At 74.5% G+C, this 19,097-nt stretch carries 20 protein-coding genes; 12 read left to right on the forward strand and 8 right to left on the reverse strand.

Features of this window, described 5'->3' with window-relative positions; genetic code table 11:
* Window positions 1-63: 63 nt before the first annotated feature.
* Genes RM555_RS19145 through RM555_RS19160 form a run of 4 tightly spaced genes read left to right on the forward strand, consistent with a single transcriptional unit; the run spans window position 64 to window position 3,519 of the window.
* Entirely contained in the window at window positions 64-1,779 is a 1,716-nt protein-coding gene (locus RM555_RS19145; RefSeq protein WP_311413040.1) for a nitrite/sulfite reductase, read from the forward strand.
* Window positions 1,776-1,934 carry an IS1 family transposase gene (locus tag RM555_RS19150; RefSeq protein ID WP_121399684.1) on the forward strand — a complete coding sequence of 53 codons (159 nt, stop codon included), beginning with the start codon at window positions 1,776-1,778 and terminating at the stop codon, window positions 1,932-1,934. The genes RM555_RS19145 and RM555_RS19150 overlap by 4 nt, the downstream gene beginning before the upstream one ends.
* Complete coding sequence (locus tag RM555_RS19155; protein WP_311413041.1) at window positions 1,931-2,716, forward strand: phosphoadenylyl-sulfate reductase; 786 nt, start codon at window positions 1,931-1,933, stop codon at window positions 2,714-2,716. The genes RM555_RS19150 and RM555_RS19155 overlap by 4 nt, the downstream gene beginning before the upstream one ends.
* Window positions 2,698-3,519: a sirohydrochlorin chelatase gene (locus RM555_RS19160; RefSeq protein ID WP_396888808.1), complete on the forward strand. Its 822-nt coding sequence runs from the start codon at window positions 2,698-2,700 to the stop codon at window positions 3,517-3,519. The genes RM555_RS19155 and RM555_RS19160 overlap by 19 nt, the downstream gene beginning before the upstream one ends.
* Before the next feature lie 88 nt (window positions 3,520-3,607).
* On the opposite strand, the gene RM555_RS19165 is transcribed toward RM555_RS19160, so the two are convergent.
* Both RM555_RS19165 and RM555_RS19170 read right to left on the reverse strand, forming a co-directional pair.
* Window positions 3,608-3,865: a WhiB family transcriptional regulator gene (locus RM555_RS19165; RefSeq protein WP_007072794.1), complete on the reverse strand. Its 258-nt coding sequence runs from the start codon at window positions 3,863-3,865 to the stop codon at window positions 3,608-3,610.
* A 451-nt stretch (window positions 3,866-4,316) separates the two neighbouring features.
* Entirely contained in the window at window positions 4,317-5,270 is a 954-nt protein-coding gene (locus RM555_RS19170; RefSeq protein ID WP_311413042.1) for a diacylglycerol/lipid kinase family protein, read from the reverse strand.
* A 43-nt stretch (window positions 5,271-5,313) separates the two neighbouring features.
* On the opposite strand from RM555_RS19170, the gene RM555_RS19175 reads away from it, so the two are divergent.
* Complete coding sequence (locus tag RM555_RS19175; protein ID WP_311413043.1) at window positions 5,314-5,703, forward strand: hypothetical protein; 390 nt, start codon at window positions 5,314-5,316, stop codon at window positions 5,701-5,703.
* 31 nt (window positions 5,704-5,734) lie between these two features.
* Here RM555_RS19175 and RM555_RS19180 read toward each other — a convergent pair whose 3' ends face one another.
* Both RM555_RS19180 and sodN read right to left on the reverse strand, forming a co-directional pair.
* Complete coding sequence (locus RM555_RS19180) at window positions 5,735-6,142, reverse strand: ATP-binding protein (protein WP_132231108.1); 408 nt, start codon at window positions 6,140-6,142, stop codon at window positions 5,735-5,737.
* A 203-nt stretch (window positions 6,143-6,345) separates the two neighbouring features.
* Window positions 6,346-6,750 (reverse strand): superoxide dismutase, Ni, encoded by a 405-nt coding sequence (gene sodN / locus RM555_RS19185; RefSeq protein WP_088998581.1) that lies wholly within the window; start codon window positions 6,748-6,750, stop codon window positions 6,346-6,348.
* Window positions 6,751-6,836: 86 nt separating this feature from the next.
* Between sodN and RM555_RS19190 the strand changes: the two genes are divergently transcribed.
* The 3 genes from RM555_RS19190 to RM555_RS19200 all read left to right on the forward strand — a co-directional run bounded on the left by RM555_RS19190 (window position 6,837) and on the right by RM555_RS19200 (window position 9,561).
* The gene (locus RM555_RS19190) at window positions 6,837-7,187 is read left to right on the forward strand and encodes a S24 family peptidase (protein WP_311413044.1); all 351 of its coding nucleotides are present in this window, start codon (window positions 6,837-6,839) and stop codon (window positions 7,185-7,187) included.
* Between the two features lie 140 nt (window positions 7,188-7,327).
* Window positions 7,328-8,503, forward strand: coding sequence for an NAD(P)-dependent malic enzyme (locus RM555_RS19195; protein WP_311413045.1), 1,176 nt, complete (start codon window positions 7,328-7,330; stop codon window positions 8,501-8,503).
* 95 nt (window positions 8,504-8,598) lie between these two features.
* Window positions 8,599-9,561: a zinc-binding dehydrogenase gene (locus RM555_RS19200; RefSeq protein ID WP_311413046.1), complete on the forward strand. Its 963-nt coding sequence runs from the start codon at window positions 8,599-8,601 to the stop codon at window positions 9,559-9,561.
* Between the two features lie 47 nt (window positions 9,562-9,608).
* Here the strand turns inward: RM555_RS19200 and RM555_RS19205 are convergent, their stop codons facing one another.
* Window positions 9,609-10,604, reverse strand: coding sequence for an alpha/beta hydrolase family protein (locus tag RM555_RS19205; protein ID WP_311413047.1), 996 nt, complete (start codon window positions 10,602-10,604; stop codon window positions 9,609-9,611).
* 222 nt (window positions 10,605-10,826) lie between these two features.
* Window positions 10,827-11,687, reverse strand: coding sequence for an alpha/beta hydrolase family protein (locus RM555_RS19210; RefSeq protein ID WP_449560148.1), 861 nt, complete (start codon window positions 11,685-11,687; stop codon window positions 10,827-10,829).
* A gap of 188 nt (window positions 11,688-11,875) precedes the next feature.
* On the opposite strand from RM555_RS19210, the gene RM555_RS19215 reads away from it, so the two are divergent.
* Together RM555_RS19215 and RM555_RS19220 are read left to right on the forward strand one after the other, a co-directional pair.
* Window positions 11,876-12,046: a hypothetical protein gene (locus RM555_RS19215; RefSeq protein ID WP_165947702.1), complete on the forward strand. Its 171-nt coding sequence runs from the start codon at window positions 11,876-11,878 to the stop codon at window positions 12,044-12,046.
* A gap of 194 nt (window positions 12,047-12,240) precedes the next feature.
* Entirely contained in the window at window positions 12,241-12,759 is a 519-nt protein-coding gene (locus tag RM555_RS19220; RefSeq protein WP_311413049.1) for a hypothetical protein, read from the forward strand.
* Between the two features lie 25 nt (window positions 12,760-12,784).
* Here RM555_RS19220 and RM555_RS19225 read toward each other — a convergent pair whose 3' ends face one another.
* The gene (locus RM555_RS19225; protein WP_311413050.1) at window positions 12,785-13,936 is read right to left on the reverse strand and encodes an acetate/propionate family kinase; all 1,152 of its coding nucleotides are present in this window, start codon (window positions 13,934-13,936) and stop codon (window positions 12,785-12,787) included.
* Window positions 13,933-16,005, reverse strand: coding sequence for a phosphate acetyltransferase (gene pta, locus RM555_RS19230; RefSeq protein WP_311413051.1), 2,073 nt, complete (start codon window positions 16,003-16,005; stop codon window positions 13,933-13,935). Before pta ends, RM555_RS19225 begins: the two co-directional genes overlap by 4 nt.
* 124 nt (window positions 16,006-16,129) lie before the next feature.
* Here pta and RM555_RS19235 point away from each other — a divergent pair, with 124 nt between their 5' ends.
* Together RM555_RS19235 and RM555_RS19240 are read left to right on the forward strand one after the other, a co-directional pair.
* Window positions 16,130-16,903, forward strand: a complete 774-nt coding sequence (locus tag RM555_RS19235; protein WP_311413052.1) for a hypothetical protein — start codon at window positions 16,130-16,132, stop codon at window positions 16,901-16,903.
* Window positions 16,896-19,091 carry a bifunctional polysaccharide deacetylase/glycosyltransferase family 2 protein gene (locus RM555_RS19240; protein ID WP_311413053.1) on the forward strand — a complete coding sequence of 732 codons (2,196 nt, stop codon included), beginning with the start codon at window positions 16,896-16,898 and terminating at the stop codon, window positions 19,089-19,091. The genes RM555_RS19235 and RM555_RS19240 overlap by 8 nt, the downstream gene beginning before the upstream one ends.
* Window positions 19,092-19,097 lie beyond the last annotated feature (6 nt).

Below are 19,097 nucleotides of genomic sequence, written 5' to 3' on the forward strand. Positions count from 1 at the left end.
CCGACGGGTCGGCCGCGCGCCTTGCGTGTTCCCGAGGCACCGCAGACAACGGAGGACGCCGCCATGGCGGTCAGCAGCATCCCGGCCCGGGCCGGGGACCCGACGTCCCCCCGACCGGCCCGGACTCCCCGCCGGCCCCGAGGTGAAGGTCAGTGGGCGCTCGGTCACCGCGAGCCGCTCAACCCCAACGAGCGGATCAAGAAGGACGACGACCCGCTGAACGTACGGGCCCGGATCGAGAACATCTACGCCCACCACGGGTTCGCCTCGATCGATCCGCAGGACCTCCGTGGCCGCTTCCGCTGGTGGGGCCTCTACACCCAGCGCAAGGCGGGCATCGACGGCGGCCGTACGGCCGTGCTGGAGCCGCACGAGCTGGAGGACGAGTTCTTCATGCTCCGGGTCCGGGTGGACGGGGGCGAGCTGAGCCTGGCGCAGCTGCGGGTGGTCGCGGACATCTCCCGCGAGTTCGCCCGGGACACCGCCGACATCACCGACCGGCAGAACATCCAGTACCACTGGATCCGGGTCGAGGACATGCCGGAGATCTGGCGCCGCCTGGAGTCCGTCGGCCTGCAGACCACCGAGGCGTGCGGTGACTGCCCCCGGGTGGTGCTGGGCAGCCCGGTCGCCGGGGTGGCCCGCGACGAACTGCTCGACCCGACGCCGGCGGTCGACGAGATCGTCCGCCGCTACGTGGGCGACAAGGCGTACTCCAACCTGCCGCGCAAGTTCAAGACCTCCATCTCCTGGCTGGTCGACACCCCGTACGAGGCGAACGACATCTCCTTCCTCGGGGTGGACCACCCGGACCACGGACCGGGCTTCGACGTCTGGGTCGGCGGCGGCCTGTCCACGAACCCGATGCTGGCCAAGCGGCTCGGCGTCTGGGTGTCGCTGGATGAGGTGCCGGACGTCTGGGCGGGCGTGGTCGGCATCTTCCGCGACTACGGCTACCGCCGGCTGCGCAACCGGGCCCGGCTGAAGTTCCTGGTCGCCGACTGGGGCGTGGAGAAGTTCCGCGAGGTGCTGGAGAAGGAGTACCTGGGCCGGGCGCTGCTCGACGGCCCGGCTCCGCAGCTGCCCGACCGGCCGGTGGACCACATCGGGGTGCACCCGCAGCGCGACGGGCGCAACTACGTCGGGGCTGCCCCGGTGGTGGGCCGGGTATCCGGCGGGCAGCTCGCCCGCCTGGCCGACGTGGTCGAGGCGCACGGCAGCGGGCGGGTGCGGCTCACCCCGTACCAGAAGCTGCTGGTGCTGGACGTGGCGCCGGAGCGGACCGACTCGCTGGTGCGCGAGCTGCGCGGGATCGGCCTGGAGGCGCAGCCGTCGGCCTGGCGGCGCGGCACGATGGCCTGTACCGGCATCGAGTACTGCAAGCTGGCCATCGTCGAGACCAAGGCGCGCGGCGAGGAACTGGTGGCCCGGCTGGAGGAGCGGCTGCGCGACTTCGACGCCGACATCTCCATCCACCTCAACGGCTGCCCCAACGCCTGCGCCCGCACCCAGGTCGCCGACATCGGCCTCAAGGGCCAGCTCGTCGTCGGCCCGGACGGCCGCCAGGTGGAGGGCTTCCAGGTCCACCTCGGCGGCGGGCTCGGCATGGCCGAGGGCCAGACGGCCGGGTTCGGCCGCAAGCTGCGCGGCCTGAAGACCACCGCCGAGGAGCTTCCGGCGTACGTGGAGCGGCTGGCCCGGCGCTACCTGGCGGGCCGGGAGACGGGCGAGACGTTCGCCAACTGGGTGATCAGGGTCGACGAGGAGGAACTCCGATGAGCGAGACCCGTTCCGCGCCGTTGTACTGCCCGTACTGCGGCGAGGAGGACCTGCGGCCGAGTGAGGCCGGCCACGGCGCCTGGGAGTGCCACGCGTGCGCCCGGGTGTTCACGGTGAAGTTCACCGGCCTGCTCGGCCGGGCGGTGGCCCGGTGAGCGGGGGCACGGGCGACCGGCCCGGTCTCGTCTCGGCGGCGGGCCTGGGCCTGGTCGGCCTGGGCGCTCCGGATCCGGCTGACACGGCCCGGCGCGACCCCGACGAGCTGCGCGCGCTGGCCGAGGCGGCCGGCCGGGAACTGGAGGGCGCGCCGGCGCTGGAGATCGCGCGCTGGGCGGCCGAGACCTTCGGCGCCCGGTTCTGCGTCACCAGCTCGATGGCCGATGCCGTGCTGGCCCACCTGGTCTCCCGGGTCGCCCCGGGGGTGGACGTGGTCTTCCTCGACACCGGACTGCACTTCCCGGAGACGCTCCGGGTCCGCGACGAGGTGGCCCGGACGCTGCCGGTGAACGTGCGGTCGATCCGGCCGCGCCTGACCGTGGGCCAGCAGGACGGCCAGTACGGCCCGCGCCTGTTCAACAAGGCTCCGGACGACTGCTGCCAACTGCGCAAGGTGGAGCCGCTGGAGCGGGCGCTCGCCGGCTACGACGCGTGGGCCGCCGGGCTCCGCCGGGACGAGTCGCCGACCAGGGCGAACACGCCGGTGGTGACCTTCGACGCGCGCCGGGGCAAGGTCAAGGTCAACCCGATCGCGGCCTGGCGGCAGGCCGACGTGGACGCCTACGTCGCCCGCTGGAACGTGCCGGTCAACGAGCTGTTCAAGCAGGGCTACGGCTCGATCGGCTGCTGGCCCTGCACCCGCCGCACGAAGGCGGGGGAGGATCCCCGGGCCGGCCGCTGGGCGATGTTCGAGAAGACCGAGTGCGGCCTGCACGTCTGACCGGGCCGGTCCCGGGCTCTCCCGCGTCGGGGGCGCCCGGCCCGTCGGAGGTGGCCGACCCGGTGGTCCTGGTCGCCCACGGCAGCCGGGACCCGAGGGCCGCCGAGGCGACCCGGGCGCTGGCCCGGGCCGTGTCGGCCGCCCGGCCGGGCACGCCGGTGCTGGCGAGCTGGTTGGACCACACCGAGCCGGAACCGGCGACCGTGCTGCGGAACCTGGCCGCCGCCGGGCACCCCCGGGCCGTGCTGGTGCCGCTGCTGCTCACGGCGGCGTACCACCGGCGGGTGGACGTCCCGGCGGCGGTCGCGGCCGCCAGGGGGTCGGGGGCGCCGATCGCGGTACGGGTGACCGACGTGCTCGGCCCGGCCGACGGGGCGGTGGACGCCGGTCTGCTGGCGGGCCTGCACCGGCGGTTGGGCGAGGCGGGTGCGGGGCGCTTCGACGGGCTGGTGCTGGCCGCGGCCGGCACCAGGGACGCGCGGGCGCGCGGGTCGGTGGGCCGGGTGGCCGCCGCGCTGCGCGCCGGTCTCGGCGTGCCCACCCGCGTGTCGTACGCCTCGGCGGCCCCGCCGGCCGTCGCGGCGGCGGTGGCGCGGCTGCGGGCCCGGGGCGCCGGGCGGGTGGCGGTGTCGGCGTACTTCCTGGCTCCCGGCCTGTTCCACGACGCCGTCGCCACGGCGGCGCGGGGCGCCGGTGCGGTGGCGGTGTCCGCCCCGCTGACCGACGCGCCGGAGCTGGTCGAGCTGGTCCTGCGGCGCGTGGACGCGGCGAGCCGGTTGGCCGGGCTAACCGCCGCGCCATGATCGGACGTCGGATCACCAATACGGCGACGGACAGCAGTACGCCCCGGCGGGCGTACCCGGCCGGGGCGTACTGACTGGTGCGTGGGGATCAGGCGGAGTGAGCGCGCAGCACCCGGAGGCCACCGCGGCGCTTGACAGCCCGCCGCTCCTCCTCGCTCATCCCGCCCCAGACGCCAGCGTCCTGACCGGACTCCAGCGCCCACTGCAGGCACTGGTCGGTCACGGAGCAGCGCCGGCAGACGGCCTTGGCCTGCTCGACCTGCAGGAGAGCCGGCCCGGACGTCCCGATCGGGAAGAACAGCTCCGGGTCCTCGTCGCGGCAGACAGCATGGTGACGCCAGTCCATGGCGGCAACACTCCTCATTCTGGGTGGGGTGGCAGAGATTGCTTCTGTTGCTTTTCCTATATGCATCCGCAGCGCCGAATGGTGACGGTTCGCGTACGCCTATTCGGCAGTGCGTGAGCAGGCTGTGTCGGCCCCGCGGACCTGCTGGAACAGCTCAACCTGACGAGCCTATCCAAACAATGTCCCGGTAACTCAAGTTCGCTTGTGAATACTTTCACGAACGCCCGGGATGTCAAGGGTGACGCTCGGAAAAACTCCGGGCGGTGAGCAAGCCCACAACCCCTTTGTCCGGATTCCAGCGCCTTCCTGGTTACCCGGCGTACCACTGTCGAGGATCAATATAGTACAGTCCGCGTGACATTGCTGACATTTCCGGCACAGCCCCTCGGTGTGGCGGCCGTCGCATCGGTCCGGTGTCGCGGCCGCGTCGACCTAGGGCAGTACCCGAGACCTAGCAGATTACTCTCAGTGCGGCGGGAATGGATGTGAATCTGACTTTTTCCCGCTCGCCAAGGTAGTCGCCGTCGAGCTGGAACGCCTGCGGACGGGCCGAGACCAGGGTGAACTCCGCGACATCGTGCAGCCGCAACACCTGGCGGCCGTGCGGATCCGGGGTCCGGGAGAAGAACTGCGTCACTGTGCGTGTCGTGCTGGCCACCCGGAGCTGCCGCAGGGCGAGCACATCCAGGCCCAGATCGAACGACGCCTCCGGGTTCGGATTGACCTCGCGGTCGCCCAGGTACGTCCACGGCGCGGTGTTCTGGATGATGACCGTCGCCAGCTCGCCCTCCGGCAACTCGTCCGGGCGTTCCAGGCTGATCGCCGGATGGCGGCGGTCGGAGTTGAGGAAGTACTGCGCCGCGGTGGACCGGAAGTAGAGCGCGGGCGTCGAGACCCGGCCCCGCCGGCGGGCCTGCTCCACCCGGTGGATGACGGCCGCGTCGAGGCCGAAGCCCGCGCAGAAGGTGAAGTAGCGGTCGTCGGCCCGGCCGAGCCCGATCGTCCGGTACCGGCCCAGCCGCAGGCCCTCCAGGATCATGCTGGTGCCGTCCGGCCAGTCCCGGGGCAGGCCCAGCGCCCGCGCGAAGACGTTGGTCGAGCCCCCCGGCACGGTCGCCAGGGCGGGCAGCCGCTCGGCCGGCGTGGTGCTGGCGGCGGGTATGGTCGGCGGCTGCGCCGCCATCAGGCCGTTGACGACCTCGTTGACCGTGCCGTCGCCACCGAGCGTGACGACGACGTCGACGCCCTCCTCGGCCGCCTCGCGCGCCAGGTCGGTCGCGTGCCCCCGTCGCCGGGTGTAGCGCACGGAGAGGTCGACTTCGCTGCGCAGTGCCCGGACCAGGACGTCCCGGCTGCGCTCGCTGGTGGTGGTGGCCTTCGGATTGACCACCAGGACGGCCCGCATGGGCGGCACTGTACCGCGCGCCACCACGGGTATCGTGGCGCGCGTGACCATCGACTCCGACCCGATCCCCGCCACCCTCAGCTGGGCGGTCCGGCTGCTGCGGGCCGAGGCGGTCGCCGTGGGACTGGTCGCCGCGTGGCTGCTCTGGGCCGACCTCACCGCCACGACCACCGACCTCACGTCGGCGTTGCTCGTGACCGCGTTCGCCATCGGTGCGGCGGCGGCCCTCTGGGCGCTGGGCGGCGCGCTGGCACGCCGGAAGGCGGGAGCCCGGGCCCCGGCGATCGTGCTCCAGCTGATGCTGCTGCCCATCGGCTGGTTCATGGTCCAGGGCGGGATGGGGTGGCTCGGCGTACCGCTGATGGCGCTCGGCCTCGGGATGACCGCCCTGCTGGTGAGCACCCCCACCACCCGGGCCCTCGGCTTCGAGTGACCCCGTCGGGCCCGCGAGGCTGGGCGGCCGGTCAGTAGCCGGAGGCGCGGCGGGTGAGCAGCGAGATGGTGGCCCGGCCGTCGGAGGCCGTCGCGGCCGCCGCCGTGGTCAGCGCCGTGAGCACCTTCCAGGCGAAGGACGACTCGGCGGGGAGCGTGGCGCCACGCACCGTCGGCACGGTCACCTCCACGGTGAGCGCGTCGTCCGTGACCGCGAAGCGGCAGTCGAGCTCCGCGTCGCGGGTGGCGATGGCGAGCAGCATCGCGCACGCCTCGTCGACGGCGATGCGCAGGTCCTCGATCTCGTCGAGGGCGAACTGCAGCCGCGCCGCGAGCCCCGCGGTGGCGGTACGTAGCACCCCGAGGTAGCCCCCGTCCGCGGGCACGGTGAGGTGCACGACGTCGTCGTCGGTCGTCGGCTGCCCGGTCAGTTGAGTCACCACTCATCCCCCCGGTCGGGGACTCTACCCGCTCGGTCGCCCGAACGTGTGGGGACCGCCACGTTCCCGCCCGCGGGACCCGTCAGCGCGCCCCGCCCGGCTGGTGGGAGCGGGTCCGGGCCCGGCCGGAACGTGCGCCATGACGACGACGGCCGGCACGCCCTCGGGACGTGCCGGCCGGATCGTCGGCGGACCGGTGAGGGTCACGCCTGCTTGGTCTCCCAGAAGATCTTGGAGATCTCGTCGATCTTCTGGAGCAGCTCGTCGGCCTTGGACGGGTCGGTGCCGCCCTTCGCGCCGGCGGCGCCGGCCAGCTTGGTGGCCTCGTTGAACAGCTGGTGCAGGTGCGGGTACTTCTCGAAGTGGGCCGGCTTGAAGTAGTCGGTCCACAGCACCCAGAGGTGGTGCTTCACCAGGTCGGCGCGCTGCTCCTTGATCAGGATGGCGCGGGTGCGGAACTCGGGGTCGGTGTTGGCCTGGTACTTCTCGCAGATCGCCTTCACCGACTCGGCCTCGATCCGGGCCTGGGCCGGGTCGTAGACGCCGCAGGGCAGGTCGCAGTGGGCGCTGGCGGTCACGCGGGGCGTAAGGATGCGCGGAAGTCGCATCAGGATCCTCCATGGGAAGTTTGCGATGATCCAAGACGACATTACTCCTGGACGCGCTCCGGGGAGGCCGGGTGGAGGGGAAACCAATGGGGACCGATCACCCGACGGTGGCCCCCCGGCTGCGGTGGCCGCTGACCGCCGTACTGGTGACCGGTCCGTCCATGTCGCCCACGCTGCGGCACGGCGACGCGGTGCTGGTCCGCCCCGGCGGCCGGTCGGTCCGCCCCGGTGACGTCGTGGTCGCGGTCTTCCGCAGCCGCCCCGACCTGCTCGTGGTCAAGCGCGCGATCCGTGCCCAGGACGGCGGGTGGTGGCTGCGCGGCGACAACGACCTGGTCACCGACGACTCCCGGGCGTACGGGGTGGCCGACGTGCGGGGCCGCGTGGTGGCCCGCTACTGGCCCCGGCCCGCGAGGGTGCGCCCCCAACGGATATGACCCCGCTCACACCGGTGTGACGGTGGCGACACTATGCTCCAGACGTGCCCGGGTGACCCCCGCACCGCGTGCCGCCGCTCGGCGCCTCACCTCGCGTCCGCGCCGGCCGCCCCGTCTGCTCGACAGATCCTGGAGTCACCATGTCATCGTCCACCGTGGACCCCGCTGATCCCGTCTTCCGACTGCACCGGGGCGGCAAGATGGCCGTCGCCTCGACCGTTCCGCTGACCAGCCGCGAGGACCTCTCCCTCGCGTACACCCCGGGTGTGGCCCGGGTCTGCGAGGCGATCGCCGCCGACCCGACGCTCGCCGACGACTACACCTGGGCGGCGCACACCGTCGCGGTCGTCACCGACGGCTCGGCCGTACTCGGGCTCGGCAACATCGGCCCGCGCGCGGCGCTGCCGGTGATGGAGGGCAAGGCGGTGCTGTTCAAGCAGTTCGGCGGCGTCGACGCCGTGCCGGTCTGCCTGGACACCCAGGACGTGGACGAGATCGTGGCGGTGGTGCGGGCGCTGGCCCCGTCGTTCGGCGGGATCAACCTGGAGGACATCAGCGCCCCACGCTGCTTCGAGGTGGAGCGCCGGCTGGACGAGGCCCTGGACATCCCGGTCTTCCACGACGACCAGCACGGCACCGCGATCGTCGTGCTGGCCGCCCTGCGCAACGCCGCCAGGCTGCTCGACCGCAAGCTCGGCGACCTGCGGGTGACGGTCAGCGGCGCCGGCGCGGCGGGGGTCGCGGTGACGAAGATGCTGATCGCCGGCGGCGTGAACCCCGACCAGGTGGTCGTCTGTGACTCCAAGGGGATCATCGGCCGGCACCGGCCCGAACTGACCGGCACCAAGGCCGAGCTGGCGGCGGCCACCAACGCCGGCGGTCGCGAGGGCGACGTCACCGAGGCGCTGCGCGACGCGGACGTGCTGATCGGCGTCTCGGGCGGGCAGATCCCCGAGGCGGCGGTCGCCGGCATGGCCCCCGGCGGCATCGTCTTCGCCCTGGCGAACCCGACGCCCGAGGTGCACCCCGAGGTGGCCGCCCGGCACGTGGCGGTCGTCGCCACCGGCCGCAGCGACTACCCCAACCAGATCAACAACGTGCTGGCCTTCCCGGGTGTGTTCCGGGGCGCGCTGGACGCCCGCGCCACCCGGATCACCGAGGGCATGAAGGTCGCCGCCGCCGACGCGATCGCGGGCGTGGTGGCCGAGTCGCTCACCGCCGAGGCGATCGTCCCGTCCCCGCTCGATCCCCGGGTCGCCCCCGCGGTGGCCGAGGCGGTCGCCGAGGCCGCCCGCCGCGACGGCGTCACCCGCTGACGGTGTGAGGAAGGGCCCCTTCCTATCGCCCAGGCGATAGGAAGGGGCCCTTCCTTGCGTCGGTGCCCTTCTTGCCGGGGGCTCGGCTTGTTACCGTGCCGATCATGCGTGCCGCCTTCGTCTCCCGCTTCGACGACGCCAACCCGCTCGCCGCGCTCACCGTCGGCGAGCAGCCCGAGCCGACCCACCCGGCCGACGACTGGGTGACCGTGCAGGTGCGGGCCACCTCCCTCAACCACCACGACCTCTGGTCCCTGCGGGGGGTGGGGCTGCGCGCCGAGCAGCTGCCCATGATCCTCGGCTGCGACGCCGTCGGGGTGGACCCGGACGGCAACGAGGTCGTCGTCTACCCGGTGATCCCCACCCCGGGCGACCCGCGCGGCGTCTCCATCCTCTCGGAGCACTTCCCCGGCACGCTGGCCGAGCGGGTGGCCGTACCCCGGTCGAACCTGCTGGCCCTGCCGGCGGGCCTGGCGGCGGCGGACGCGGCCTGCCTGCCGACGGCCTGGCTGACCGCGTGGCGGATGCTGACCACCGTGGGCCGGGTCGACGACGCCGACGCCGTGCTGGTCCAGGGTGCCGGCGGGGGCGTGGCCACCGCGGCCGTCGCGCTCGCCGCCGCGATGGGCAAGCGGGTGTACGCGACCAGCCGCGACGCCGCCAAGCGGGAGCGTATCGCCGAGCTGGGCGCCACCGCCGTCGAGCCCGGCGCCCGGCTGCCGGAGCGGGTCGACGTGGTGATCGAGACGGTCGGGGCGGCCACCTTCGACCACTCGATGAAGTCCGCCGCGCCGATGGCCCGGATCGTGGTCTCCGGCGCCACCGCCGGGCACGAGCCGAAGGTCAACCTGCGCCGGGTCTTCGCCATGCAACTGGAGATCCTGGGCACCTCGATGGGCACCCCCGACGAGCTGGCCGCCCTGCTCGCGTTCTGCGCCGAGCGCGGCGTGCGCCCGGTGGTGGACTCCGTGCTCCCGTTCAGCGAGGTCGCCGACGCCTTCGCCCGCCTGCACTCCGGCGACGTCTTCGGCAAGGTCGTCGTCGACCACACCGCCTGAGGCCCGCCGTCGCCGTGGGCCTCCCCGGTCAGGGAGGCCACCGTCGGTCAGAGGCGGTTGTCGAGGGTGGCGACGTCGTCGCGGGCGGCGTCGGTGGGGATGCGGCCCTTGGCGGCCTGGTCGCCGTAGAGCGACCAGCGCAGGAACTCGACCGTGGTGTCCGAGACCACCCGCAGCGTGGCGCCGTCGCTGAGCAGCGCCCGACCGTGGTCGCCCTTCGGCAGGCTCAGCATCGCCTTCGGCCAGGGCACCCGGTCGTAGGCGGCCTTGCCGGCGGCGTACTCGACCACCTCGTCGGCCTCGCCGTGCACGAAGAGCTGCGGGGCGGCGACGCCCGCGAAGGCGGTGCCGACGCCGAGCGCCGTGCCGGCGAAGACGACCCCGGCGTCCAGCCGTTCGTCCCGGCCGGTGGTGAACAGGCCGATGGTGGTCACCCCGCCGGCCGAGTGCCCGGCCGCCGCCACCCGGTCCGTGGCCAGCCGGCCGCGCAGCGGGTCGCCGTCCTTGCCGTCGAGGGCGAGCACCTGGGTCAGCACGTACGACACGTCGGCCGGCTGGTTGAGCACGTCGAGCACGTTGCCGTCGCCACCCCGGGCGGTGTGCGGAAAGGTCGGCGCGGCCACCACGAACCCGGCCGCCGTCCAGCGGGTGAGCAGCGTCTCGTAGTCGGCCGGCCGGGCGCTCAACCCGTGGCTGAACATCACCACGGGGAACTTCCCCGTGGCGGCGTCCGCCGACCGCCCCGGCTGCCCGCCGGGCTTTCCGGCCGCCGGGTACCAGACGGTCACCGGCAGCGGGCGCTTCCCGTCGCGGTTCAGCTTCAGCTGCCGTACGCCGACGGCGAAGGCCTTGTCGGGTGCGGTGCCGACGGGGACCTGCGGGGTGGGGCCGGCCGCCTGTACGGGCGGTGCCGAGGCCGTCACCTGCGGAGTCGCCTGGGAGCCTGCCGCCTGCGGGGCCGGCCCGGCGTCGTCGGAGCAGCCGACCAGACCGGCGGTGAGCAGTGCGGAGGCGAGCAGGGCGGGGGTGACACGACGCGGCATGGGAACGATTGTGCCTCGCGGCGCGCCCCGCTCCGCCGCAGACCGCCGCAGTACGCCCCCATGCCCGGCGCTGCCCGCGCCCGCTGCCACCCCTGAGCACTCCTGCGGCGCCCGGGCTGCTGCCGGCGCGGGGGCTGCTAGCGGTGCCCTGGGTCGTGCTCGACTGGGAGATGGCCACGCGCCGGGTCGGGACTCCTGGCTCCGGGCGTCCGTGCGGGAGGGTCAGGGGGCGGGGCGGGTCTCGTAGAGCGTCACGCCGGGGCGGCGGGCGTCGCCGGGCAGGCGGCGGCCGGCGGCCGGGTCGCCGTAGAGCGTCCAGCGGAGGAAGTCCGTCGTGGTGGCCAGGACCTGGTCGAAGCCGGGCAGCCCCGGGGTGAGGTACTCGCCGTGGCCCTGCCCGAGCAGGCTCAGGAAGGCGGTCGGGCCGGTCGTGCGCTGGTATGCGGCGCGGCCGACCGTCACCGGCACGATCTTGTCCGCCGTACCGTGCACGAAGAGCAGCGGGGCCGCCGGACCGGCGAAGCTGCCGGCCGTTCCGCCGCCGGCGATCACGATGCCGGCGCGCAGCCGCCCCGAGCGTCCGGAGGTGAACATGCCGGCCGTGGTGAAGCCGCCCGCCGAGTGGCCGGCGGCGGCGACCCGGGTGACGTCGAGGTGCCCGGCGAGCGGGTCTGCGGCCCGGGCGTCGAGCCGCGTCAGGTGCCGGATCAGTCGCCAGCCGTCGGCCGGCTGGTGGCGTACGTCGGCACGGCTGAAGCGGGCCGCGCCGCGCCGGGTGTGCGGGTAGGCCGGGGCGGCGACCACGAACCCGGCGGCGGCCCAGCGCGCGGTCAGCCCGGCGTGCAGCTCGGGCAGGCTGTGCAGCCCGTGGCTGTAGACCACCACGGGGAAGCGCCCGGCGGCCACCGCGTCGCCCTCCGCCGGGTACCAGACGGTCACCGGCAGGGGGCGCGCCGAGGTCGGATCGACGGTGAACGTGCGTACGCCGACGGTGTAGGCGGCCGCGGGCGCCGGCCGGGCCGGCGGCGGTGTGCCGGGCGCGGCGGCTCCCGCCGGGGCGCAACCGGCCAGCAGCGTCGTCATCAGTACGGCGACCAGCCGCTTGATCCCCACCGCCTCACGGTAGGTTCCCGGCGGCCCCGACCGGCCCCGCCGTCCGGACCGGACGCCCTCACCACCCGGGCGGATCGTCTCCACCGGCCGGCTGGACCTGACCCCGGGACGCGCGCCGGGGACGGCGGCGCGCAACCGGCTTGGCTAGGGTCACCGCCATGCCTGAGAACCGCACAGACCCGAGCGGCAACACCGAGGCGTTCCGCGCCTACGCCCACACCGCCGAACCCGAGGCCCCGGCCGGCGCGTCCCGGACGCCGCTGCTCGTCGGCGCGGCGGCGGTCGCGGTCGTGCTGGTCGCCCTCCTCGCCTGGCTCGCGCTGGGCTGAGCGGCGTGGAGCCGCCAGAAGGCCCGGAGCCGGGCGCGGGGGAGCTGCCGACGGGAAGCTCTGAGCCGGGCGCGGGGGAGCCGCCGCCGGGAAGCCCGGGGCCGGCGGCGGGCCCGGGGCGCGTTCCGGGGCGGTGGCGGAGGCTCCGCTCCGGTCTTCGCGGCGTCCACCGGGGCAGTGCCGCCCTCGGCCTGGTGCTGCTGCTCGCGGGCCTGACGTACGCGGTGGCCATCGGGGCGTACAAGTGGCACCTGCACGCCAAGGCGGAGCGGCTACGGGCGGACGGCGTCCCGGTACAGGCGACCGTGAGCGACCGCCGCGACACCGTCGGACGCGGCGGCGGCACCGACACTGTCCAGGTCTGGTACGAGTACGGCGGTGTCCAGCACAACGAGCGCATCCTCTGCGGCTCGGCCGGCGGCTGTGCCGAGGAGCCTCCGGAGGAGATGATGCTCTGGGTCGATCCGGAGCGGCCGGCGGAGTTCGTGGCCGCCAACGGCAACACCGACGACTCGGTCTTCTTCCTCAACTCCTGGGGCGGCATCCCGTTCGGGCTGCTGGGTGCGGCGTTGGGCGGGGGTTTCCTCTTCGCGGCCCTCGTTCCGACGGGGATGTTCGACCGGCCGGCCCCCGCACCACCCCGGCGGGGCCGGGGGCGCGACCGCGTCCGGCGCACCCGGGCCGCCAGGCGACGCGGAAAGGCCCGCCGCTGAGCCGGCGTGGTGCCGGCCCGGGCGGTCAGCCGGCGGCCTCGATGACGGCGCGGGTCTGGAGGGCGATCTCGCGTTCCTCGTCGGTGCCGACGACGCAGACGGTCACCTCGGCGCCCTCCGGCGAGACGACCCGGTCGCCGGAGCCGGCGTTGCGCTCGGGGTCCACCGCGATGCCGAGCCGGTCCAGGCCGGCCAGGGCGGCGGCGCGGACCGGCGCGGCGTGCTCGCCGACGCCGGCGGTGAAGGTGACGGCGTCCACGCGGCCGAGCAGCGCGTAGTACGCCCCCACGTAGCCGGTGATCCGCCGGCAGTAGACGTCGAAGGCGAGCGCCGCGGCCGGGTCGCCGTCCGCCCGGCGGGCGAGCACCTCGCGCATGTCGTTGGCGCCGGTCAGGCCGAGCAGGCCGCTGCGGTGGTTGAGCAGGTCGTCGATCTCGTCGACGGAGAGCCCGCCCTCTCGGCGCAGGTGGAAGACCACGGTCGGGTCCAGGTCGCCGCTGCGGGTGCCCATCACCAGGCCCTCCAGCGGGGACATCCCCATCGAGGTCGCCACGCTCCGGCCGCCGGCCACCGCGCAGGCGCTCGCGCCGTTGCCGAGGTGCAGGGTGATCGTGTTCACCTCGGCGTACGGGCGGCCGAGCAGCTCGGCGGTGCGCCGCGACACGTACGCGTGCGAGGTGCCGTGGAACCCGTAGCGCCGGATGCCGTACCGCTCGGCGGTGTCCCGCTCGATCGCGTAGGTCGCGGCGGCCTCGGGCAGGGTGGTGTGGAACGCGGTGTCGAAGACGGCGACCTGCGGCACGTCCGGCAGCGCCGCCCGGGCGACCTCGATGCCGGCCAGGTTGGCGGGGTTGTGCAGCGGCGCGAGCGGCACCAGGTCGCGGATCGCGGCCAGCACCGCGTCGTCGATCAGCACCGGCTCGCCGAACCGCCTCCCGCCGTGCACCACCCGGTGCCCGACGGCGGCCAGCCCGGTCAGGTCCAGCCCGTCGAGGATGCCCCGGACGGCCGTCTCGTGGTCGGCCGGACCGCCGCCGGCCTCGCCGACCCGCTCCACGGTGCCCTTGTCGACCACCCGGTCGCCGTCGAAGAGCCGGTACTTCACCGACGACGACCCGCAGTTGAGGACGAGGACGCGACCCGCCGGGCGCTCCTGCGGGGCGGCGGTACCGCTCATGACGACTCCTCGGTGGCCGCGGCCTGGATGGCGGTGATCGCCACGGTGTTGACGATGTCCGGCACGGTGGCGCCCCGGGACAGGTCGTTGACCGGCCGGCGCAGGCCCTGCATCACCGGCCCGACGGCCACCGCCCCGGCGGAGCGCTGCACCGCCTTGTACGTGTTGTTGCCGGTGTTGAGGTCCGGGAAGATGAAGACCGTGGCCCGGCCGGCGACGTCGCTGCCGGGCAGCTTCGTCGCCGCCACGGCCGGGTCGATGGCCGCGTCGTACTGGATGGGCCCCTCGACGAGCAGGTCGGGCCGGCGCTCGCGGACCAGCTTGGTGGCCGCCGCGACCTTCTCCACGTCGGCGCCCGCCCCCGAGCTGCCGGTGGAGTAGGAGAGCATCGCGACCCGGGGCTCGATGCCGAACCGGGCGGCGGTGTCGGCCGAGGAGATGGCGATGTCGGCGAGCTGGGCGGCGTCCGGGTCGGGGTTGACGGCGCAGTCGCCGTAGACCAGCACCCGGTCGGCGAGCAGCATGAAGAAGACGCTGGAGGCCACCGAGACGCCCGGCACGTTCCGGATGATCTCGAACGCGGGACGGATGGTGGCGGCGGTGGTGTGCGTCGCGCCGGAGACCATCCCGTCGGCGTGCCCCGTCTGGACCATCAGCGTGCCGAAGTAGTTCGGCTGGGCGACGACGTCGTGGGCCAGTTCGGGGGTCATGCCGCGGTGCGCGCGAAGCTCGGCGTACGTGGTGGCGAACTCGTCGCGCCACTCGCTGGTGACGGGGTCGACCACCTGGGCGCCGGTGATGTCGATGCCCAGCTCGCGGGTGCGCCGGGCGACGTCGTCGGGGCGGCCGAGCAGGGTGATGTCGGCGACGCCCCGGCGCAGCAGGATCTCCGTGGCCCGCAGGATCCGTTCCTCCGCCCCCTCGGGCAGCACGAGGTGCCGGCGCCGGGCCCGGGCGCGGTCGATCAGGTCGTACTCGAACATCAGCGGGGTGACCCGCTCGGAGCGGCTGACCCGCAGCCGGCGGGCCAGGTCGTCGGTGTCCACGCAGCGCTCGAACGCGCCGAGCGCTGCCTCCACCTTGCGCGGGTTGGCCGCGCTGGGGCGCCCCTCGATCCGGCTGGAGGCGGCCACGGTGTCGTAGCTGTCGCTGGGCACGGAGAGCACCGCGAGCCCGGTGTTGAGGCCCTCGACCAGCCGCATCGCGCGCGGGTCGGGCTGCTCGCCGAGGGTCAGCACCAGCCCCGAGACGGAGACCTGCCCGGCCACGTGCGCGGCGCTCGCCGCCACCAGCAGGTCGGCCCGGTCGCCGGGGGTGATCACCAGAGCGCCGTCGGTCAGGTGGTCCAGCAGCGTCGGCACGTGCGCCGCGCCGACCACGTAGTCGAGCACGTCGCGGCTGAGCGCGTCGTCGTCCCCGGCGAGCAGGGTGGCGCCGAGCGCCGCCGCCACCTCGGCCACCGTCGGCGCCGACACGGTCGGCACCTCCGGGATGGCGTACGTGGGCACGGGCAGCTCGGGCAGCGTCATCGGGCCGGGGACCCGGTTGGCGATCACCGCCAGCACCGTCGCCCCCAGGTCCTCCAGATCGTGGTACGCCCCGCGCGCGGCGGCCGCGATCGCCGCCGGCTCCTGCCCGAAGCCGTCGACGACGGGCACCACCACGCTGCCGAACTCGGTGGCCAGCCGGGCGTTGAAGGCCAGCTCGCGGGGGCCGGCCCCGTCGCCGCCGTCGGCGAAGTCGCTGCCGACCACGACCACCGCGGGGCAGCGCCGCTCGACCTCCCGGTAGCGCTCGACGATGCCGGCGATGAGCTGCTCCCGCCGCCCGTCGGCGACCAGCGCGGTCGCCTCGGCGTAGCTGGTGCCGCTCAGGTCGGCCAGCGGAAGCTCGATCCGGTAGCGGTCACTGAGCAGGGCGAGGATCGGGTCGGGGCCGTGCCCCCGGACCAGCGGCCGGAACGCGCCGATCCGCTCGACCTGCCGGGACAACAACTCGGCCAGGCCGAGGGCGATGGTCGACTTCCCGCCGCCCGAACCCACGCTGGTCACGTACACGCTCCGGGCCACGCCCCCACGCTACAAGATCGTGCAGGTGCCCGCCGAGATCCAAACCCTGAGCAGGCAGGATCCTCGTCTCACTCCGTCGGCGGGGTGGCCGGTACCGGCGCCGACGTTCCTAGACTCGCTACCCATGCCCGACCGTTCCGCCGCAGCTCAGGCGGCCATTGACAGCCCGACCGTCGTCGAGGCGACGGCTGTCGGGCCAGCCGTCGCGCCGGCCGGTACCGACGCCCAAACGGTCGCCCAGGCACCGGTCGAAGCGCCGACGGCGCCGCTGCCGACGGTGGACGCTCCAACGGTCGGGTCGGCGGTGGACGCTCCGGCGGTCGGGTCGGTGGCGGACGCTCCGGCGGCGGACGCCCGGGTGGCGGCCGACGCCCCGACCGCCGTCCACGCCGTCGCGCCCCCGCTCGCGCCGGTCTTCGTCGACCCGAGCGGGCGACGCCGGCGGCGCTGGCGGCGGCTCGCGTACGCCCTCGGGTCGGTCGGCGTGGCGTACACCGTCCTGGTCGGGGCGAGCTTCGCCGGGGGACCGGTGAGCCCGGAGAACGTCCTGCCCTTCGTCGAGTCCACCCGCCGACCCTGGAGCCCGCCGCCGGCGCCCGCCAGCACGCCCGCCACCCCTGAGCCGACCGTCGCCCGGCCCGCGCCGGTCGTGCCCGGTGACCGGCCGACCCCGGGCCCGGTCACCCCGTCGGCGCCCCGGTCGTCCCCGCCCCCGCCGCAGGCACCCGCCAGCACGCCACCCGCCCCCGGCCGCACCACCCCGCCGCCGGTCACACGGCCACCCGCGACCACCACCCCACCCGCCCCGCCGGCCTCCGAGCCGCCACCCGTGGAACCATCCCCGGACGTCGACCTGCCGCTGCCGCCCGCTCCCGTGGAACCGGACGACGATGCCTGACCGCTTCCGTCCGCGCCGGCCCCGGACGACCGCCCGCCGCCACGGCCGGGTCCGGCGGGTCGCGCCGCCGCCCAGCTGGACCGTGCTCGGCATGCTGCTCGTCGTCCTGGCCGGCGTGCTCTTCGTCGGGGCGTACGCGGACGCCGCCTTCGTGCCCGAGCGCCAGCCGACCGGCGCCGGCCAGGACGGGGTGCCCGACGAGGTGGTGAACGGCGGACCGATCATCAGCGCCGGGGACGAGCGGACCCGTTCCTACCGGCTGCCGCCCCGCACCCTCTCGCTGACCTTCGACGACGGCCCGGATCCGAACTGGACCCGCGAGGTGCTCCGGGTGCTGGACGCCCACCAGGTCAGCGCCACCTTCTTCGTGCTGGGGGCGCAGGTCGCCCGGCATCCCGAGCTGGTGCGGGAGATGTCGGCGGCCGGGCACGAGATCGGGGTGCACACCTTCACCCATCCCGACCTGACCACCATGCCGGGCTGGCGGCGCCGCATGGAGTACGCCCAGACCCAGCTCGCGGTCGCCGGCGCGGCGGGGATCCGGAGTTCGCTGGTGCGGTTCCCGTACTCGTCGCACGCCGACGCGCTGAACGACCGGGACTGGCCGCTGGTCACCGAGGCCGGCGACCTGGGCTACCTGACGGTGCTCAACGACACCGACAGCCGGGACTGGGCGCTGCCGGGCGTCGAGCGGATCGTCGAGAACGTCACGCCGTCCGGGTACGCGGGCGCGATCACGCTGTGGCACGACGCCGGCGGCGACCGCTCGCAGACCGTCGAGGCGCTGGACCGGTTCATCCCGCTGATGAAGGCGCGCGGGTACCAGTTCGCCACCGTCACCGGCGGGCTGAACCAGGCGTTGGCCGACGCGGGGGTGCGGCACGAGGTGACCGGCAATCCCACCGCCTCCGCAGGGGAGCGGTGGCGGGGGCGGGTGCTGGTCTGGGCGGTGCGGGGCGCGGACCGGACGATGAGCGGCTTCGGGCTGATCTTCGTCGCCGTCGGGGTGCTCACGGTCGGGCGTACCGCGCTGCTCTTCCTGCTCGCCGGGCGGCACGCCCGGCGGCGACGGGCCCGCGACTGGACCTGGGGGCCGCCGGTCACCGACCCGGTGTCGGTGATCGTCCCGGCGTACAACGAGAAGGAGGGGATCGCGGCGGCGGTCCGGTCGCTGGCCACCGGCGACCATCCCGGGGGGATCGAGGTCGTCGTCGTCGACGACGGCTCCACCGACGGCACCGCCGACATCGCCGAGGGGCTCGGCCTGCCGAACGTCCGGGTGGTCCGCAAGCCCAACGGCGGCAAGCCGAGCGCGTTGAACACCGGCGTCGCGCTGGCCCGGCACGACCTGATCGTGATGGTCGACGGCGACACCGTCCTCGAACCGGACGCCGTCCGACGGCTGGTGCAGCCCTTCGCCGACCCGCAGGTCGGCGCGGTGGCCGGCAACGTCAAGGTGGGCAACCGCGACAGCCTGATCGCCAAGTGGCAGCACATCGAGTACGTGATCGGCTTCAACCTCGACCGTCGCCTCTACGAGTCGATGCGCTGCATGTCGACGGTGCCGGGGGCGATCGGCGGCTTCCGGCGGCAGGCCCTGGTGTACGCCGGCGGGATGACCGACGACACCCTGGCCGAGGACACCGACATCACCATGGCGCTGGGCCGGGCCGGCTGGAAGGTGGTGTACGAGGAGACGGCGCGCGCCTGGACCGAGGCGCCGGCGACGATGGGGCAGCTGTGGAAGCAGCGCTACCGGTGGAGCTACGGCACCATGCAGGCGATGTGGAAGCACCGGCGGTCCCTGCTCGACCGGGGCGCGTCCGGCCGGTTCACCCGCCGCTGCCTGGCCTTCCTCAGCCTCTTCGGGGTGCTGCTGCCCCTGCTGGCGCCGGTGATCGACCTGCTGGCCCTGTACGGGTTGTTCTTCCTGGACCGTACCGCCACGGCCGTGGCCTGGCTGGCCATGCTCGGGTTGCAGACGCTGACCGCCGTCGTGGCGTTCCGGCTGGACCGGGAGAAGCTGGGCGTGCTGTGGGTGCTGCCGCTCCAGCAGTTCGTCTACCGGCAACTGATGTACCTGGTGATGCTCCAGTCGGTGGTCACCGCGTTGACCGGCGGCCGGCTGGGCTGGCAGAAGCTGCGGCGCACCGGCCTGGCGCCGGCCGAACGCGGCGGCACGGCCTGACCGGAC

Origin of the sequence: Micromonospora reichwaldensis, assembly GCF_031845925.1 — a bacterium.
In the GTDB taxonomy this organism is placed as follows: domain Bacteria; phylum Actinomycetota; class Actinomycetes; order Mycobacteriales; family Micromonosporaceae; genus Micromonospora; species Micromonospora reichwaldensis.

Coding starts and splice junctions, on each gene's coding strand:
- RM555_RS19145 (WP_311413040.1), top strand. CDS start 64: ATGGCGGTCAGCAGCATCCCGGCCCGGGCCGGGGACCCGACGTCCCCC.
- RM555_RS19150 (WP_121399684.1), top strand. CDS start 1,776: ATGAGCGAGACCCGTTCCGCGCCGTTGTACTGCCCGTACTGCGGCGAG.
- RM555_RS19165 (WP_007072794.1), bottom strand. CDS start 3,865: ATGGACTGGCGTCACCATGCTGTCTGCCGCGACGAGGACCCGGAGCTG.
- RM555_RS19170 (WP_311413042.1), bottom strand. CDS start 5,270: ATGCGGGCCGTCCTGGTGGTCAATCCGAAGGCCACCACCACCAGCGAG.
- sodN (WP_088998581.1), bottom strand. CDS start 6,750: ATGCGACTTCCGCGCATCCTTACGCCCCGCGTGACCGCCAGCGCCCAC.
- RM555_RS19190 (WP_311413044.1), top strand. CDS start 6,837: ATGGGGACCGATCACCCGACGGTGGCCCCCCGGCTGCGGTGGCCGCTG.
- RM555_RS19195 (WP_311413045.1), top strand. CDS start 7,328: ATGTCATCGTCCACCGTGGACCCCGCTGATCCCGTCTTCCGACTGCAC.
- RM555_RS19205 (WP_311413047.1), bottom strand. CDS start 10,604: ATGCCGCGTCGTGTCACCCCCGCCCTGCTCGCCTCCGCACTGCTCACC.
- RM555_RS19210 (WP_449560148.1), bottom strand. CDS start 11,687: ATGACGACGCTGCTGGCCGGTTGCGCCCCGGCGGGAGCCGCCGCGCCC.
- RM555_RS19215 (WP_165947702.1), top strand. CDS start 11,876: ATGCCTGAGAACCGCACAGACCCGAGCGGCAACACCGAGGCGTTCCGC.
- RM555_RS19225 (WP_311413050.1), bottom strand. CDS start 13,936: ATGAGCGGTACCGCCGCCCCGCAGGAGCGCCCGGCGGGTCGCGTCCTC.
- RM555_RS19235 (WP_311413052.1), top strand. CDS start 16,130: ATGCCCGACCGTTCCGCCGCAGCTCAGGCGGCCATTGACAGCCCGACC.
- RM555_RS19240 (WP_311413053.1), top strand. CDS start 16,896: ATGCCTGACCGCTTCCGTCCGCGCCGGCCCCGGACGACCGCCCGCCGC.